This window comes from Achromobacter sp. FW305-C-13 (genome assembly GCF_058783475.1).
On record NZ_JBYSYN010000004.1, the window covers coordinates 1 to 15631 of the forward strand.

The window sequence follows — 15631 nt, forward strand, 5'->3', positions numbered from 1 at the left end:
CGCTGGCGCTCATTTCTGAACTCTTCGCGGCAGGCTTGGCTGGGTTACCCCGGTTTCGCCTGTTGTGCTTGCTTGGCCTCGCGGTTCAAAAAACGTCTGAACTGCGAAGGAGCGAGACTATAGCACAGAATTTTCAGGGTACTGGCCAACATGACGCCTGATTTGCAGAAAGATGAATTTTTTGGGGACGCACTCACTCCAGCCTGGTTGCTGCCCTCTATATATAGACGCCGATGCCCCGCATACGGACGGGATCCTGCGGTAGACGCCCTCTCGTTGGCGCCCTCTATATAGAGGATCCCTCCCCGTTCACCCAACCAATCGGACGACACCCCTCCTCCCTCCCTCTATATATAGAGAGAGGCGGACCGCATCAGATCCGAAGCTCGGTGGTTTCCTTGATCTGCTGCAGGGCGAAGAAGGAGCGCATGTCGATCACGGCCGGGTGGCGCATCAGCGTGTCCATCGCAAAGCGGGAGAAGTGGGCCAGGTCTGCCACCTGGATCCGCAGCAGATAGTCCATGTCACCGGACATGGCATAGCACTCGACCACTTCCGGCCAAAGCTGCACGTCGCGCGCGAAGTCGCTCATTGGGGCATGACTGGACCCGCTGTGCTTGTTCAACCGAATGTTCACGTACGCCAGCAGCCCTAGCCCGACCTTTTCGGCGTCGATCAGCGCGACGTACTTTTTGATGAAGCCCTTTTCTTCCAGGCGACGGACGCGGCGCAGGCAGGGGCTGGGCGACAGGGACACGCGGTCGGCCAATTCCTGATTGCTCAGGCGCCCGTCCCGCTGCAATTCAGCCAGAATCCTTAGATCTGTCCTATCAAGCTCGATCTCAGACATTTTTTGCCCTTATATTTTTCAGTACGGCAATATTATTGCTCAGAAGGTCGGCTTTCGCGCCATGTTTGCAATTGTCTGCCCGGCGTTCCTTCCTACAATCTCCGTCTAGACTTGAACAACAAGTCGTCCTGAAAAATGATGCAAGGGAGCAGACACATGAGCAGCGCTTTCCAACCCTGGGACAACCCGATGGGCACCGCCGGGTTCGAATTCATCGAGTACGCCGCGCCGGACCCCGCTGCGCTGCGCAAGGTTTTCGAGCTGCTGGGCTTCAAAGCCATTGCGAAGCACCGTCACAAGGATGTGACCCTGTACCGCCAAGGCGGCGTCAACTTCCTGATCAACGCCGAACCCGATTCCTTCGCCCAACGCTTCGCGCGCCTGCATGGTCCGTCGATCTGTGCGATCGGCTTCCGCGTGCAAGACGCCAATGCCGCCTACAAGCGCGCGCTGGAGCTGGGCGCCTGGGGTTTCGACTCGCATAGCGGCCCGATGGAATTGAACATCCCGGCCATCAAGGGCATCGGCGATTCGCTGATCTACCTGGTTGACCGCTGGACGGGCAAGGAAGGCCACGGCGGCATCGGCGACATCAGCATCTATGACGTGGATTTCGTGCCGGTCGATCCGGACAACGCGCAAGCCGACCTGAATCACCGCGGCGCCGGCCTGACGCTGGTGGATCACCTGACGCACAACGTGCACAAGGGCCGCATGGCGGAGTGGTCGGAATTCTACGAGCGCCTCTTCAACTTCCGCGAAGTGCGCTACTTCGACATTGAAGGCAAGGTGACGGGCGTGAAGTCCAAGGCGATGACCTCGCCTTGCGGCAACATCCGCATTCCGATCAATGAGGAAGGCACGGAAGAAAAAGGCCAGATCCAGGAATACCTGGACCTGTACCGCGGCGAAGGTATCCAGCACATCGCCATGGCCACGGAAGACATCTACGGCACCATCGAAGCGCTGCGCGAGTCGGGCGTGGTGTTCCTGGATACGCCGGAAACGTATTACGAACTGCTGGACCGCCGTTTACCCAACCACGGCGAAGACGTCGCCCGCCTGCAGAAGAACCGCATCTTGCTTGACGGTGCCCCCGGCGGCGGCTTGCTCTTGCAGATCTTCACCGAAAACCAGATCGGTCCGATCTTCTTCGAGATCATCCAGCGCAAGGGCAACGACGGTTTCGGCGAGGGCAATTTCAAGGCCTTGTTCGAATCGATCGAACTGGACCAGATGCGCCGCGGCGTGGTGAAGAACGTCGACTAACTGCTTCCCCCGCCGGCGTGCGGTGCCCAGGCACTCGCGCCGGCTTTGAAACCTCACCTGGTGGTGAGGTTTTTTTTCGCCCAGATAAAAGGGAGTCAGCGCTGCAGGCGGTCCTGGAACTGCTTGCGGAACTTGGCGACCTTGGGTGCGATCACGAACTGGCAATAACCTTGTTCGGGATGCAGGGCGAAATAGTTGCTGTGGTAGTCCTCGGCTTGCCAGAACTTGACGGGCGCGAGCAGCTTGGTGACGATCGGCGCGTCGTAGACCTGCTGAGCCTCGACCTCGGCGATTACCGCTTCGGCCTGTTCGCGCTGCGCTTCGTTCTGCCAGAAAATCGCCGACTCGTACTGCGGGCCGATGTCATTGCCCTGGCGCCCCGGCGTGGTGGGGTCGTGCGTGGCGAAGAAGACGCGGAGCAGATCGCTGTAGGAGAGTTCAGCGGGATCGAATTCCACGCGGGCGACCTCGATGTGGCCGGTGTCCTTGCCGCAGACCTGCTCGTAGCTGGGATTGTCCACGTGCCCGCCGCTATAGCCGGGCAGCACGCTTTTGACGCCCTTCAATTCGGTGAAGACCGCTTCGACGCACCAGAAGCAGCCGCCGCCAAGAACGGCGACTTCATTGCCCGGGGATGCTTGTTCTGCCATGACGATTCCTTTCCTATAGACGGCCGCTGCCTGCGGCCGGCGCCCCCGGCTTCATGCGCGGGGCATAGAGAATAAGACTACTGCTTGGGCGGCGCCAGCGACAAGATCCATTCGGCCAGCAGGCGGGCATCTTCCTGGCTGACATGGGTTTGCGCGGGCATGGGCACGGCGCCCCAGGCGCCGCGGCCGCCGCCGCGGATCTTGCCCGCCAGGTAGTCCACCATGGCGTCACCCTGACCTGCATAACGTTCGGCCACGCTTTTCAGCGGTGGTCCGACGCGCTTGGCTTCCACTTGGTGGCAGGCCATACAGGCTTTGCTCTTGGCCAGGTCCAACCCGGTGGTTTGGGCCTGGACCGCGCCGGCGCCCAAGACGCCGGCCACGGCCATCCACAGACTAATCTTCAAATGCATCGGTTACTGCCCCACGGCTCGCGGTGCTGGCGAGCTTGCCGAACTTGGCGAGCACACCGCGTGTATAACGCGGCTTGGGCAGAACCCAGGCCTGTCGACGAGCCGCCAGGTCTTCGTCGCTGATATTGAGCTGCAACAGCAGCTTGTGGGCATCGATGGTAACCGAATCGCCTTCCTGGATCAGGGCGATCGGGCCGCCCACGAAAGCCTCGGGCGCGACATGGCCGACGACCATGCCCCAGGTGCCCCCGGAAAAGCGGCCGTCGGTGATCAAGCCCACGGTTTCGCCCAGGCCCTGCCCGACCAGCGCCGAAGTGGGCGCCAGCATTTCACGCATGCCGGGACCGCCCTTCGGGCCTTCGTAGCGGATGACGACAACATCGCCGTCCTTGATCTGGCGCGCCATGATCGCCGTCATGGCGTCGTCTTCGGAATCGAACACGCGTGCGGGACCGGTAATGACTGGGTTCTTCAGGCCCGTGATCTTCGCCACGCAGCCTTCGGGCGACAGGTTGCCCTTCAGGATGGCCAAATGCCCTTGCGGGTACAAGGCGCGGTCCATCGGCATGATGACGTCCTGGTCCGCGCGCGGTGCATCCGGCACATCGGCCAAGGTTTCCGCGATGGTCTTGCCGCTGATGGTGATGCAGTCGCCATGCAGGAGCCCGGCGTTGAGCAGCAGCTTCATGACCTGCGGAATGCCGCCTGCGCGATGCAGGTCGGTCGCGACATATTTGCCAGACGGCTTCAAGTCGCACAGCACGGGGACGCGCTTGCGGATGCGTTCGAAATCGTCAATGGTCCACGGCACTTCGGCGGCATGCGCGATGGCGAGGAAATGCAGCACGGCGTTGGTGGAACCGCCGGTGGCCATGATGACCGAAACGGCGTTTTCGATGGATTCGCGCGTGATGATGTCGCGCGGCCGCAGGTTGCGCCGGACCGCATCGACGAGCACCCGCGCCGACTCGGCGGCCGAGACCACCTTTTCATCGTCTTCATTGGCCATCGTGCTGGAATACGGCAGGCTCATGCCCATGGCTTCGAACGCGGAGCTCATCGTGTTGGCCGTGTACATGCCGCCACAGGAGCCTGAGCCGGGGATGGCGCATTTCTCGATCTGCTTGAAGTCCGCCTCGGGCATGCGGCCCATCGTGTATTCGCCCACGGCTTCGAACACCGACACGATCGTGAGGTCGTTGCCCTTGTAATGGCCCGGCTTGATCGTGCCGCCATAGACGTATATGCCGGGCACATTGGTCCGCGCCAAGGCGATCATGCCGCCTGGCATGTTCTTGTCGCAGCCCCCGATCACCACCACGCCATCCATCCACTGGCCTTGCGCGGCGGTTTCAATACAGTCCGCGATGACTTCGCGCGACACCAGTGAATACTTCATGCCTTCGGTGCCCATGGACATGCCGTCCGAGATGGTGGGCGTGCCGAACACCTGAGGGTTGGCGCGCGAGGCGCGGATGGCGTCGATGGCCGCATCCGCCAGGCGCTGCAGGCCGCTGTTGCATGGCGTGATGGTGGAATGGCCGTTGGCCACCCCGATCATGGGATTTTCGAAATCGGCTTCCTGATAACCCAGCGCGTAGTACATGGCGCGGTTGGGCGCGCGCGCGACGCCGTGGGTGATGTGGCGGGAACGTTCGTTGTTCGGCATGGTCTGTCTCTCCTGTCGGCCGTCGGGGCGCGGACATGGCGAACGCACCCTGGGAAGCTGGCTCGCTTGCATGCATGCGAATCTTCAGTGCTCGCCGGTTATTATCATTCAACTTTATTGTGTCGGGCAGAACATGCTGCAATATCCAAAATTCGACCCCATCGCCTTGCAGATCGGGCCGCTAGCCATCCACTGGTACGGCCTGATGTATCTGGCGGGCTTCGCCCTGGTGTACCTGCTTGGCCGCCGGCGCATCACCAGCGGCCAGACCACGTCGCTGAATGTGCGCGACCTGGAAGACCTGATCTTCTATAGCGTGCTGGGCGTGGTGCTGGGCGGCCGGCTGGGGTATGTGCTGTTCTATAAGCCGGGCTATTACCTGGCCCACCCGCTGGAAGTGGCGTACCTGTGGCAAGGCGGCATGTCGTTTCACGGCGGCCTGATCGGCGTGATCCTGGTGATGCTGCTGTTCGCGCGCAAGAAGAAGCTGCCCTTTTTCGCGGTCAGCGACTTCATCGCCCCGCTGATCCCGCTGGGCCTGGGTTTCGGCCGCTTGGGCAACTTCATCAATGGCGAGCTGTGGGGCCGGCCGACCGACGTGCCGTGGGCCATGGTGTTTCCCGACAGCGGCGACGGGCTGGCGCGCCACCCCTCCCAACTCTATGAGCTGGGCCTGGAAGGCATCGTGCTGTTTGCACTGCTGTGGTGGTTTTCGAGCAAGCCGCGTCCACTCGGACAGGTGAGCGGGCTTTTCCTGATGGGTTACGGAACGTTCCGCTTCCTGGTGGAATTCACCCGCGAGCCGGACAACTTCCTGGGCCTGCTCGCGGGTGGTTTGAGCATGGGACAGTGGCTGTCCCTGCCGATGGTCGCCCTGGGCGCCATCATGTTCAGCCTTACTGCAAAACGATCGTCCCGTTGACGGCGATGCTGACTGTGACGTCTCCCGCTTCCAGCGGGACGTCCGGGCTGTAGCCGCCAGAGGCGTCCTTGGCCATGGCTGCGGCGCCCAACATGCGGGGCATCGGCACCGGGCCGCCCGAGCCGCCCAATTCCAGCTTGGACAGGCGATAGCCCGAGAAACCGAACGCGTTGGCCGCAGCCAGCGCGCGGTCCTTGAAGGCCTGGGCCGCTTCTTTCAGCAGCTTGCGCTCTTCGGCCTCGCGCGCTTCGCGCGACAACGAGAAGCTGATGTTTGAAATGGCGGTCTTGTCCGAGAGCTTGGACGCCAACGCGGCGGCAGCTTCGAAGTCTTTCGATTCAAGCACCACTTCGCCCTGGCCGCGCCACGTGCCGATCTTGCCTTTGCTGTTGGTATTGGGCCAGACGTTATAGCCGCCCGTGCGCACTTCGACGCCCTTCGTGTCGCGTGCGCGCTTGATGACGTCGTCCAGTGCGGCCGTCAGTTTCTTGCCGGCAGCGGGCTGATCCGGCGCTTCAACTTCGGCAGACAGCGAAATACGGACGGTGTCCTGCTTGACCTCGGAAGACGCGGTGGCCTGCAACGTCATTTCCGGCGAACGATTCGTGGACGATTCCGTGGCGGCGGGCGCGGCGGGCGTCTGCGCTTGCGCATAAACGGGTTGGACGGCGGCGATGGCGGCCACGGCTGCGCACGCTGCGCCGAGTTTCGTCAGCGAAAAAACAGGGTGTTTAAACATGGACTGGTCCTAGGAGGGAGGACAAAGGGAGGGGCAAGGGGGGATGGTGAGGCGCCCGACGCGGACCTGCGCTTATGGCAGGCCCGCTGGGATAAATGCCCCGCCTGTGCCGTCAAGGCCGGCATCTCGAACCCTGAGGTAAGAGGTGGTCGCGTTCCGCAGAGCGTCGGGTTCGTCTACGAGAGACGATCACTCCAGCTCTACACTCCCGCAACCATATGCCGAAAGCATAGGTTCAGAGAATGTATGGCCTAGTCACGGACACGGCAGGGACAAACTGAAAATTCTTGAATACTGCTTATGAACGGTTAGAGCAGTTTTTCCTGACCCGACAAGGCGTCATCGAGTACTGCGTTCATGTCCTCAATTCTACGCTTGAAGTCGCCGACTGCCAAACCGCCCAGCGGACCATCCGGCGCCTTCATGGCAAGGAGCTCGCCCGCGACCTGCAAGGCCGCCATCACGGCGATGCGTTCGTTGCTGGAAATCTTGCCCGTTCCCTGGATGCGCAGCATCAGCTGGTCGACATGGCGCACGGCGGCCATGAGCGTAGGCTTCTCTTCAGCGGAGCAGGCCAGGGAGTAATCGCGTCCCAATATGGTGACATCTACGCGTTCCATCAGTGTTGCTCTCCAGACGGTGCACCCGGCAGGCGGGCCAGCACGGCGTCGATGCGCTCGCGGGCCGCGGCGGCGGCCACGCGCAAGCGCTGTAGTTCAGTGTCGCGAGATTGCAGGTTGCCCTGCAATTCGGTTTCCCGGGCAGAGAAACGCGATTCGAGCGACTGGCGTTCGGTGGATTCACGGGCGAGCTGTTCGCGCAAGGCGGCTTCGGCCTGCTGGGCCTGCTCGAGCATGGCGGTGACGGCGCCGTCGTGATCCTGAAGCTTGCTTTGCAGCGTGACGATGTCGGCTTCGCGCTCGGCGGCGCGCTGCTTCAGCACACGCTGGTCAGCTTCGAGTTCGTTCAGGCGGAGGCGCAACGCGTCACGCTCTGCGTGGAGTTGGCGGGTGCGTTGCACCAGTTGCCCGATTCGGGCGGCGAGTTGGTCTAGATCTTGCAGCATGGGCGCTATCGTAAACCATCCTGGGTTCAATCGGGCCTCTTCACGCAAGGTGAGAAACCCGGCAATATTCGGTAGGAAATAGGCGGGTGATTCCGGTGGTGCAACGCCAACCGGTAGCCTCCACAGAAAAAAGCCTCCCCCTCCTCCAAATTCCCCGCATCCGGCCGATCCGGCTTTCGCATTTCTTTCTATAAACTTTCACTTAGCTTTCAAAAAGCCCTCAATCTTCCTGCGCGGTTACATCTGGGGATCGGGAGTACCCGAATTCTAGGGAAAACCCCAGGCTTTCACCGAGCTTACAGGGTTTGCAGCGTGGCAGGCGTCCATTACCATTCGCCCTTTCAAGAAACCACGCCGTCGCTTTCAGAAGAACTAATGGCACCCCGAAGTGCCTTTTTTGTGCCTGTCACTCGCCTTTCGGCGAGTCCCCATCCGGCTACAAACTTTTTTATCTACATGCTGTAAACAGGAGCCAACCAATCATGCAGCTACGCAATCGACAGGACTTCTGGTCTGGGGTGATGTTCATCGCCCTTGGACTGGGATTCGCCTGGCAGGCCAGCAGCTACCAAATGGGTACTGCTGCCCGAATGGGCCCAGGGTACTTTCCTTTCTGGCTAGGCATTGTTCTGGCTTTGCTGGGCGCCATCGTGCTGCTTGGCTCGATGTCCAAGAAAGCCCATGAAACGCACGTCGACAAGTTCGACTGGCGCATCGTCTTCCTGGTGGTCGGATCCGTCGTCCTGTACGGCCTGGTCCTCAAGCTGTTGGGCATCTACATCTCGGTGTTCATCCTGGTTGTCGTCAGCAGCCTGGCCAGCCACGAGTTCAGCCTGAAGGTCGCCGTCGCCAACGCGATCTTCCTGGTGATCTTCTCGTATCTGGCATTCGTCAAGGGGCTGGGGCTGATCTTCCCGCTGTGGCCGTCCTTTCTGGGCATGAACTAAGGAGCAACCGGTCATGGAATTGTTTGACAACCTGATGTTGGGCTTCTCGGTGGCGTTTACGCCCGAGAACCTGCTTTACGCACTGCTGGGCTGCATCCTGGGTACGCTGATTGGCGTGCTGCCGGGCATCGGCCCCGTCCCGACCATCGCGATGCTGCTCCCGATCACGTACGTGCTGCCCCCGGTGGCCGGCCTGATCATGTTGGCGGGTATCTATTACGGCGCCCAATACGGCGGCTCCACGACGGCGATTCTTGTGGCTTTGCCAGGGGAAACGTCCGCGGTGGTGACCGTGCTGGACGGTCACCAGATGGCCCGCAACGGCCGTGCTGGCGCCGCGCTGGCAATCGCCGCGCTGGGTTCGTTCTTCGCCGGTTGCGTGGCCACGCTGCTGCTGGCCGCCTTTGCGCCCCCGCTGGCTGAAGTCGCCTTCAAGTTCGGTCCTGCCGAATACTTCTCGCTGATGTGCCTGGGCCTGGTCGGCGCCGTGGTGCTGGCCTCGGGCTCGCTGCCCAAGGCGATCGCGATGATCATCCTGGGCCTGTTGCTGGGCATGGTCGGTACCGACGTCAACTCGGGTGTCGCCCGCTTCGACTTCGGCGTGCCGGAACTGCAAGACGGTATCGACTTCGCCATCGTGGCCATGGGCGTGTTCGGCTTTGCCGAAATCATGACCAACCTGGAGCAGAAGGAAAACCGCGTCGACATCACCGACAAGATCGGCTCGCTGTACCCGAACAAGCAGGAATTCAAGGAATCGTACCCGGCAGTGCTGCGTGGTACGGCCCTGGGTTCCGCCCTGGGTATCTTGCCGGGCGGTGGCGCCGTGTTGTCGTCGTTCGCTTCCTACACGCTGGAAAAGAAGATCTCGAAGAATCCGGAACGCTTCGGCAAGGGCCACCCGGCCGGCCTGGCTGGCCCGGAATCGGCGAACAACGCTGCGGCCCAGACCTCGTTCATCCCGCTGCTGACGCTCGGTATCCCGGGTAACGCCGTGATGGCGCTGATGGTCGGCGCAATGACGATCCACAACATCCAGCCCGGCCCGCAAGTCATGACGAGCCACCCGGAGCTGTTCTGGGGCCTGATCGCCTCGATGTGGATCGGCAACCTGATGCTGGTGGTGCTGAACCTGCCGCTGATCGGCTTGTGGGTCAAGCTGCTGAAGGTGCCTTACCGCATCCTCTTCCCGGCGATTCTGGTGTTCTGCACGATCGGTGTGTATTCGCTGAACTACAACGCGTTCGACATCTTCACCACCGCCATGTTCGGTATCGTGGGCTACGTGTGGTCGAAGCTCAAGTGCGAAGGCGCGCCGCTGCTGCTGGGCCTGGTCCTGGGCCCCATGATGGAAGAAAACTTCCGCCGTGCCCTGCTGCTGTCGCGTGGCGACTTCACCACCTTTGTGACCCGTCCGCTGTCGGCTTCCCTGCTGGCCGTCGCCGTGTTCCTGGTGATCCTGGTGGCCCTGCCGGCCATCCGCAAGAAGCGCGAAGAGACCTTCGTCGAAGAAGACTAAAGCGCGGTACACCGCCTTCGGGCGGCGGTCTCGCCTTTGATCAAACCCCCGGGCCTGTCCCGGGGGTTTTTCTTTATGCGCACGGAATACCTGTCCGGCAAAAGCTACTAATAGATACGACACACTACGAGGCGTAGGGCGCAGCCGGGCATCTACGTTAAGCTACGGGTTTACCCCACGCGATGATTCGGCATGAATTTCGACTGGAAAAACCCCTACCCCACCACCCGGATTCCGGTGTTCGCCCGCAACGTGGTCGCCACCTCGCAACCACTGGCTGCCCAGGCAGGCTTGCGGATCCTGGCCCGCGGCGGCAATGCCGTGGATGCGGCCATCGCTGCAGCCGCCACACTGGCGTTGACCGAACCCGTCAGCAACGGCCTGGGCTCGGACTGCTTCGCCATCATCTGGGACGGTTCGAAGCTGCATGGCCTGAATGCCTCGGGCACGGCCCCCGGCGCCTGGAATGTGGATTACTTCCGCCGCAAGCATCAAGGCGTGATCCCGATGCGGGGCTGGGACAGCGTGACGGTGCCAGGCTGTGTGGCTGGCTGGGCCGCCCTGCACGAAAAGCTGGGCAGCCTGGCGTTTGCCGACGTGCTGGCGCCCGCCATCGAATATGCCGAACGCGGCTATGCCGTGTCGCCCGTCGTGCAGGAAAAATGGGCGGCGCAAGCCGACGTCCTGCAACCGCAACCGGGGTTTGCCGAACACTTCCTGCCGCGCGGCCGCGCACCCCACATCGGCGAACACTTCGTCCTGCCGGGCGCGGCGGCGACGCTCAAGCGCATCGCCGCCAGCGGCGGACGCGACTTCTATGAAGGCGAAACGGCCCACAAGCTGGTCGCGCACGCCCAGGCCCACGACGCCGCCCTGACCCTGGCCGATCTGCGCGACTACGCGCCGGAATGGGTGACGCCGATCAGCCAGCCTTACCGCGGCCACACCCTGCATCAGATCCCGCCCAACGGCCAAGGCATCGCAGCGTTGATCGCGCTGGGCATCTTGCAGAACTTCGACCTGCCTGCCCGCCCGGTCGACCATCCCGATACCCAGCACCTGCTGATCGAGGCCATGAAACTGGCGTTCGCCGACGTCTATGCGCACGTGGCCGACGCGCGCCACATGCGGATGACGCCCGAGCAGATGCTGCGGCCGGACTACCTGGCCGAACGCGCGCGGATGATCGACCCCAACGTGGCCCAGGCCTTCGCCTCGGGCCATGCGCCGCAAGGCGGCACCGTCTACCTGACCGCTGCCGATAAGAGCGGCATGATGGTCAGCTTCATCCAGTCGAACTACATGGGTTTCGGTTCGGGCGTGGTGGTGCCGGGCACGGGCGTCAGCCTGCAGAACCGCGGGCATTGCTTCAGCACCCAACCCGACCATCCCAATGTGGTCGCGGGCGGCAAGCGCCCCTTCCACACCATCATCCCTGGTTTCCTGATGCGCGACGGCGCACCCGTCATGAGCTTTGGCGTCATGGGCGGCAATATGCAGCCCCAGGGGCAAGTGCAGACGCTGGTGCGCATGCTGGACTACGGCCAACAGCCACAAGCCGCCTGCGACGCGCCTCGCTGGAAATGGAACCACGGCCTGGCGGTGGACGTGGAAACGGGATTGAACCCGGCCGTGGCCCAGGGTCTGCGCACGCGCGGCCATGTGCTGGAAGGCATCGACGACCCCTATATGGACTTCGGTTCTGGCCAGTTCATCTGGCGGCTGGGCGACCCGGCGGTGGACGGCTATGTCAGCGCCAGCGACAGTCGACGGGATGGACTCGCCGCCGGCTTTTGATTGCGTTAAGGTTACTGTCCTGAGACTGACCTTACCTACATAGAGCGGAGTTCCCTGCATGGCAACGATCGGTACCAAGAGCTACGACGCGGTCGTAGCCCAGAAAGTCGCTTTCCTCGGATTGGGCGTGATGGGCTTGCCCATGGCCGGTCACCTGGCCCGTGCGGGGCACGACGTCACCGTCTACAACCGCACCCCCGCCAAGGCGCAAGCCTGGGCCGCCGAGTTCCACGGCCACCATGCCCCCACGCCGCGCGAAGCGGTAGCGGGCGCGCAGATCGTATTCGCCTGCGTGGGCAATGACGACGACCTGCGCAGCATCGTGCTGGGCCCGGACGGCGCGTTCTCGGGCATGGCGCCGGGCGCGGTATTCGTCGACCACACGACCGCCTCGGCCGATGTGGCGCGCGAGCTGTATGCGCAAGCCAAGGAACTGGGCCTGAACTTCGTGGATGCCCCTGTCTCGGGCGGACAGGCCGGCGCGGTCAATGGCGTGCTGACCATCATGTGCGGCGGCGAACCCGCCGTCTTCGACGCCATCAAGCCGGTGGCGCAAAGCTTCGGCCGCGCCGTGACGCTGGTGGGCGCGCCGGGCGCCGGCCAGTTGGCCAAGATGGTCAACCAGATCTGCATCGCCGGCATCGTGCAAGGCCTGTCGGAAGCCGTGGCCTTCGGCCAGGCGGCCGACCTGGACATGAAGCTGGTGCTGGACGTGATCAGCAAGGGCGCGGCGCAAAGCTGGCAGATGGAGAACCGCGGCGGCACCATGGTCGACGACAAGTTCGAATTCGGCTTCGCCGTGGACTGGATGCGCAAGGACCTGGGCCTTGTGCTGGCCGAAGCGCGCCACAACGGCGCGCGCGTGCCGGTCACCGCCCTGGTGGACCAGTTCTATGGCGACGTCCAGAAGATGGGCGGCGGCCGTTGGGACACGTCGAGCCTGGTGAAGCGACTGCGCGACTGAACTTGCTGCATCGCCTTGCCCCTCAGCACGGCGATGGCGCTGACAAAAAAAGGCGAGCCTCGGGCTCGCCTTTTTCGTGGCGCCTGCGCGGTTACGCAGCCAGGCTCGCTTGCGCCGTTTCCAGCACCAAGGCGTCGATGCGTTGCTTGGCCAGCGTCACGCCTTCCAGCGCAGCCACTTCGCCCATCGCCATGCCTTCGGCGGCGATGAACGTGACGTCGTTCATGCCAAGGAAGCCCAGCATCTGGCGCAGGTACGGCGTCATGGTGTCGGACGGTGTGCCTTCGGCCTTGCCGCCGCGCGCCGTCAGCACGAACACCTGCTTACCCTTGACGAGGCCCTCCGGCACGCCTTCCGGCGTATAACGGAACGTGACGCCGGCACGGGCCAGGTAGTCCAGATAGCTCTTGAACTGCGCCGGCAGATTGAAGTTGTAGACGGGCACCGCAAAAACGATGCGGTCTGCTTCCATCACTTCAGCAACGAGCGTATCGCTCAGTTCGACGATGCGTTGCTGCTCGACGCTGCGGGCATCCGCCGGGGTGAACAGCGCACCGGCCGTGTTGCCGTCGAAATAGGGAATGGGCTGCGCGCCGATGTCGCGAACCTTGACGGCCGCGGCGGGGTTGGCTTCTTTGACGCGCGCAATCAGGTGATCGGCCAATTGCTTGCTGTTGGAACGGTCGCCGAGAATCGAGGAAAGGATAACCAGGGTCTTCATTGCAAATATCTCCAGGGGTGGCCCGCCATACGCGGGCGGCCAGGATCTGTCAGCGCCACGCCCGACTCTTCAAGGAGTTCGGACTGGAGCTTGGCGCCGGGTGGCGTTGGCAGATCCCGAATGCATGGGCTCACTGTAGACCGGTTCATTGTTCACATAAACCGGGGTATGATGAACTGTTCGTTCCAGACATAGAACAATCATGCAAGATCTCAATGACCTCTACTATTTTTCCCAAGTCGTCGAGCAAGGCGGCTTCAGCGCGGCAGCCAGGGCACTGGACATCCCGAAATCCCGCCTGTCGCGCAGGATCTCTCACCTTGAGGAAAGTCTGGGTGTCAGGCTGCTGCAACGCACGACGCGCCGCCTGCGGCTGACTTCGGCCGGCGAACGCTACCTGCACTATTGCCGTGAAATGGCCGCATCCGCCCGCGCTGCGGACGACGCCATGCGGCAATTGCAGTCAGAGCCTGCCGGGCCGGTAATCGTGAGCTGCCCCGTCTCCATTGCCCAGGATGTGCTGGCGCCGATCCTGCCCGAATTCCTGGATGCGTGGCCGGCGATTTCCGTGCAGCTGCTGGTGACCAACCGGCGCGTGGACCTGATCCGCGAAGGGGTCGATCTGGCGCTGCGCGTGCGCACCAAGCTGGATACGGATGCTGAACTGGTGGTCCGCCATCTGGGATCGGCACGCGGCACCCTGGTGGCCAGCCCGGGTTATCTGCAGCGCCACGGCACGCCGGACACACCGCAGGACCTGGCCTCCCACACGACGCTGAGCTTTTCGGACCCGCAGCATGACGTGCGGTGGCCGCTGCGCAACGACAAGGGCGAAGAGGTGCAGATTGAGTTGAAGCCGCAGCTGTCCTGCAACGACTTCATCGTGCTGACCGAAGCCGCGGTGCGCGGCCGGGGCATTGCGCTGCTGCCGTCGATCGCGACGCAGGAAGAACTGCGACGCGGCCAACTGGTGCCGGTGCTGCCGCAATGGCAATCGCCGGAAGGCATCGTGCATTGCATCTATCCGTCGCGGCGGGGCATGATGCCCGCCGTCCGGACCTTGCTGGACTTCCTGTCGCAGCGCCTGCCGACGATGTATCAGCGGCTTGAAAAGGCGGTTACGCCCGCGCCTCAATAGCCGCGGGTACGCTCGACCACACCCGTGATGGGTTCGCCGCGCATCAGCTGGGCGACCTTGCCCGCGATCTGCTCGATGCTCTCGTCGCGCAGCGTGCGCGCGGCGATGTGAGGCGTGACGTGGACGCGCGGGTCGCGCCAGAACGGATGGTCGGTGGGCAAGGGCTCGGTGTGGAACACATCCAGCGTGGCGCCGGCGATCTCGCCTTCTTCCAGCATCTGCACCAGGTCTTCTTCCACCAGATGCTCGCCGCGGCCCACGTTGACCAGATGCGCGTCCGGCAACAGTTTCGATAGCGTTTCGCGGTTCAGGATGCCGCGCGTGTCCGGCGTCAGCGGCAGCACGTTCACCAAAAAGCGCGTACGGGCCAGGAACGCCGGCAAGGCGGCCTCTCCGGCAAAGGACTCCACGCCGGGAATCTCGCGCGGCGAGCGCGACCAGCCGGCCACGGGATAGCCGAAACCGGCCAACGTCTGCGCCACGCGCGCCCCGACCTGCCCCAACCCCAGCACGCCGACCGGCCAATCAGCCTGGCGCGTGCCTTCGCGGGTATCCCAATGCTGGCGCGCCTGTGCCTGATCGAAGGCCTCGAAATCGCGCGAGACACGCAGCAGCGCGTACAAGGCGTACTCGGCCATCTGCACCGACATGCCTGCATCTTCCAGGCGCACGATGCGCACGTGCGCAGGGATCTCGGGCATCTTCAGCAGGGCATCCACGCCCGCACCCAGATTGAACAGCGTGGTGATGCCGGTCTCGTGCTTGAACAGCTCCGCCGGCGGGCGCCACACCAGCGCCACGTCCGCGCCTGACGGCGGGCCATCGGGATTCCATACGGAAATGCGGCAACCGGGCATGGAGGCTTCCAGGCGCGGCACCCAGACGTCGGGATCATGGAGGGGGCAGGCAAAGAGAATGTGCATGATGGCGGCTCTGCGAGGCTTTCGGAAAGCATGAAGCATGCAGG

At 63.1% G+C, this 15631-nt stretch carries 16 protein-coding genes and 1 other RNA gene; 7 read left to right on the forward strand and 10 right to left on the reverse strand.

From position 1 onward, the window contains the following. Positions 1–373: 373 nt before the first annotated feature. On the reverse strand, positions 374–850 hold the full coding sequence (locus tag AC3WMU_RS23605) for an Lrp/AsnC family transcriptional regulator (protein ID WP_006226005.1): 477 nt from the start codon (positions 848–850) through the stop codon (positions 374–376). A 156-nt stretch (positions 851–1006) separates the two neighbouring features. Here AC3WMU_RS23605 and hppD point away from each other — a divergent pair, with 156 nt between their 5' ends. Continuing rightward, positions 1007–2119 (forward strand): 4-hydroxyphenylpyruvate dioxygenase, encoded by a 1113-nt coding sequence (gene hppD / locus AC3WMU_RS23610; RefSeq protein ID WP_006226004.1) that lies wholly within the window; start codon positions 1007–1009, stop codon positions 2117–2119. 95 nt (positions 2120–2214) lie between these two features. Here the strand turns inward: hppD and msrA are convergent, their stop codons facing one another. From msrA to ilvD, 3 genes are all read right to left on the reverse strand, one after another. Continuing rightward, positions 2215–2769 carry a peptide-methionine (S)-S-oxide reductase MsrA gene (gene msrA / locus AC3WMU_RS23615; RefSeq protein WP_006226003.1) on the reverse strand — a complete coding sequence of 185 codons (555 nt, stop codon included), beginning with the start codon at positions 2767–2769 and terminating at the stop codon, positions 2215–2217. Positions 2770–2846: 77 nt separating this feature from the next. Further along, positions 2847–3182 carry a c-type cytochrome gene (locus AC3WMU_RS23620; RefSeq protein ID WP_035213666.1) on the reverse strand — a complete coding sequence of 112 codons (336 nt, stop codon included), beginning with the start codon at positions 3180–3182 and terminating at the stop codon, positions 2847–2849. Further along, positions 3166–4851, reverse strand: coding sequence for a dihydroxy-acid dehydratase (gene ilvD, locus AC3WMU_RS23625; RefSeq protein WP_492283052.1), 1686 nt, complete (start codon positions 4849–4851; stop codon positions 3166–3168). The genes AC3WMU_RS23620 and ilvD overlap by 17 nt, the downstream gene beginning before the upstream one ends. A 133-nt stretch (positions 4852–4984) precedes the next feature. Between ilvD and lgt the strand changes: the two genes are divergently transcribed. Beyond that, positions 4985–5773 carry a prolipoprotein diacylglyceryl transferase gene (gene lgt, locus AC3WMU_RS23630; RefSeq protein WP_492283053.1) on the forward strand — a complete coding sequence of 263 codons (789 nt, stop codon included), beginning with the start codon at positions 4985–4987 and terminating at the stop codon, positions 5771–5773. Here lgt and AC3WMU_RS23635 read toward each other — a convergent pair. From AC3WMU_RS23635 to AC3WMU_RS23650, 4 genes are all read right to left on the reverse strand, one after another. Beyond that, positions 5748–6512 carry an SIMPL domain-containing protein gene (locus AC3WMU_RS23635; protein ID WP_035213663.1) on the reverse strand — a complete coding sequence of 255 codons (765 nt, stop codon included), beginning with the start codon at positions 6510–6512 and terminating at the stop codon, positions 5748–5750. The two genes, lgt and AC3WMU_RS23635, sit on opposite strands and share 26 nt — an antisense overlap. A 93-nt stretch (positions 6513–6605) precedes the next feature. Then, a non-coding RNA gene (gene ssrS / locus AC3WMU_RS23640) (6S RNA) lies at positions 6606–6788 on the reverse strand. A gap of 32 nt (positions 6789–6820) precedes the next feature. Further along, positions 6821–7132 (reverse strand): cell division protein ZapA, encoded by a 312-nt coding sequence (locus tag AC3WMU_RS23645; protein WP_006217444.1) that lies wholly within the window; start codon positions 7130–7132, stop codon positions 6821–6823. Next, a complete protein-coding gene (locus tag AC3WMU_RS23650; protein ID WP_006225998.1) occupies positions 7132–7578 on the reverse strand; it encodes a hypothetical protein in 447 nt (148 codons plus the stop codon). Before AC3WMU_RS23650 ends, AC3WMU_RS23645 begins: the two co-directional genes overlap by 1 nt. 482 nt (positions 7579–8060) lie before the next feature. Here AC3WMU_RS23650 and AC3WMU_RS23655 point away from each other — a divergent pair, with 482 nt between their 5' ends. The 4 genes from AC3WMU_RS23655 (at position 8061) to AC3WMU_RS23670 (ending at position 12805) form a co-directional block, all read left to right on the forward strand. After that, positions 8061–8525, forward strand: coding sequence for a tripartite tricarboxylate transporter TctB family protein (locus AC3WMU_RS23655; protein ID WP_006225997.1), 465 nt, complete (start codon positions 8061–8063; stop codon positions 8523–8525). 13 nt (positions 8526–8538) lie between these two features. Further along, positions 8539–10044, forward strand: a complete 1506-nt coding sequence (locus AC3WMU_RS23660) for a tripartite tricarboxylate transporter permease (RefSeq protein WP_006225996.1) — start codon at positions 8539–8541, stop codon at positions 10042–10044. Between the two features lie 192 nt (positions 10045–10236). Beyond that, positions 10237–11841, forward strand: coding sequence for a gamma-glutamyltransferase family protein (locus AC3WMU_RS23665; RefSeq protein WP_006225995.1), 1605 nt, complete (start codon positions 10237–10239; stop codon positions 11839–11841). A gap of 58 nt (positions 11842–11899) precedes the next feature. After that, on the forward strand, positions 11900–12805 hold the full coding sequence (locus AC3WMU_RS23670) for an NAD(P)-dependent oxidoreductase (RefSeq protein WP_006225994.1): 906 nt from the start codon (positions 11900–11902) through the stop codon (positions 12803–12805). Between the two features lie 91 nt (positions 12806–12896). Here AC3WMU_RS23670 and AC3WMU_RS23675 read toward each other — a convergent pair whose 3' ends face one another. Then, positions 12897–13526 (reverse strand): FMN-dependent NADH-azoreductase, encoded by a 630-nt coding sequence (locus tag AC3WMU_RS23675; RefSeq protein WP_006225993.1) that lies wholly within the window; start codon positions 13524–13526, stop codon positions 12897–12899. Positions 13527–13728: 202 nt separating this feature from the next. On the opposite strand from AC3WMU_RS23675, the gene AC3WMU_RS23680 reads away from it, so the two are divergent. Further along, positions 13729–14664: a LysR family transcriptional regulator gene (locus AC3WMU_RS23680; protein ID WP_006225992.1), complete on the forward strand. Its 936-nt coding sequence runs from the start codon at positions 13729–13731 to the stop codon at positions 14662–14664. Here AC3WMU_RS23680 and AC3WMU_RS23685 read toward each other — a convergent pair. Then, entirely contained in the window at positions 14658–15587 is a 930-nt protein-coding gene (locus AC3WMU_RS23685) for a 2-hydroxyacid dehydrogenase (protein ID WP_006225991.1), read from the reverse strand. The genes AC3WMU_RS23680 and AC3WMU_RS23685 overlap by 7 nt on opposite strands. Between the last annotated feature and the right edge of the window lie 44 nt (positions 15588–15631).

Excerpts from the sequence above, each read along its gene's own strand:
- AC3WMU_RS23685 (WP_006225991.1), bottom strand. The coding sequence starts at position 15,587 with ATGCACATTCTCTTTGCCTGCCCCCTCCATGATCCCGACGTCTGGGTG.
- AC3WMU_RS23645 (WP_006217444.1), bottom strand. The coding sequence starts at position 7,132 with ATGGAACGCGTAGATGTCACCATATTGGGACGCGATTACTCCCTGGCC.
- AC3WMU_RS23665 (WP_006225995.1), top strand. The coding sequence starts at position 10,237 with ATGAATTTCGACTGGAAAAACCCCTACCCCACCACCCGGATTCCGGTG.
- AC3WMU_RS23605 (WP_006226005.1), bottom strand. The coding sequence starts at position 850 with ATGTCTGAGATCGAGCTTGATAGGACAGATCTAAGGATTCTGGCTGAA.
- lgt (WP_492283053.1), top strand. The coding sequence starts at position 4,985 with ATGCTGCAATATCCAAAATTCGACCCCATCGCCTTGCAGATCGGGCCG.
- AC3WMU_RS23670 (WP_006225994.1), top strand. The coding sequence starts at position 11,900 with ATGGCAACGATCGGTACCAAGAGCTACGACGCGGTCGTAGCCCAGAAA.
- ilvD (WP_492283052.1), bottom strand. The coding sequence starts at position 4,851 with ATGCCGAACAACGAACGTTCCCGCCACATCACCCACGGCGTCGCGCGC.
- AC3WMU_RS23675 (WP_006225993.1), bottom strand. The coding sequence starts at position 13,526 with ATGAAGACCCTGGTTATCCTTTCCTCGATTCTCGGCGACCGTTCCAAC.
- AC3WMU_RS23635 (WP_035213663.1), bottom strand. The coding sequence starts at position 6,512 with ATGTTTAAACACCCTGTTTTTTCGCTGACGAAACTCGGCGCAGCGTGC.
- msrA (WP_006226003.1), bottom strand. The coding sequence starts at position 2,769 with ATGGCAGAACAAGCATCCCCGGGCAATGAAGTCGCCGTTCTTGGCGGC.
- hppD (WP_006226004.1), top strand. The coding sequence starts at position 1,007 with ATGAGCAGCGCTTTCCAACCCTGGGACAACCCGATGGGCACCGCCGGG.
- AC3WMU_RS23655 (WP_006225997.1), top strand. The coding sequence starts at position 8,061 with ATGCAGCTACGCAATCGACAGGACTTCTGGTCTGGGGTGATGTTCATC.
- AC3WMU_RS23620 (WP_035213666.1), bottom strand. The coding sequence starts at position 3,182 with ATGCATTTGAAGATTAGTCTGTGGATGGCCGTGGCCGGCGTCTTGGGC.
- AC3WMU_RS23680 (WP_006225992.1), top strand. The coding sequence starts at position 13,729 with ATGCAAGATCTCAATGACCTCTACTATTTTTCCCAAGTCGTCGAGCAA.
- AC3WMU_RS23650 (WP_006225998.1), bottom strand. The coding sequence starts at position 7,578 with ATGCTGCAAGATCTAGACCAACTCGCCGCCCGAATCGGGCAACTGGTG.
- AC3WMU_RS23660 (WP_006225996.1), top strand. The coding sequence starts at position 8,539 with ATGGAATTGTTTGACAACCTGATGTTGGGCTTCTCGGTGGCGTTTACG.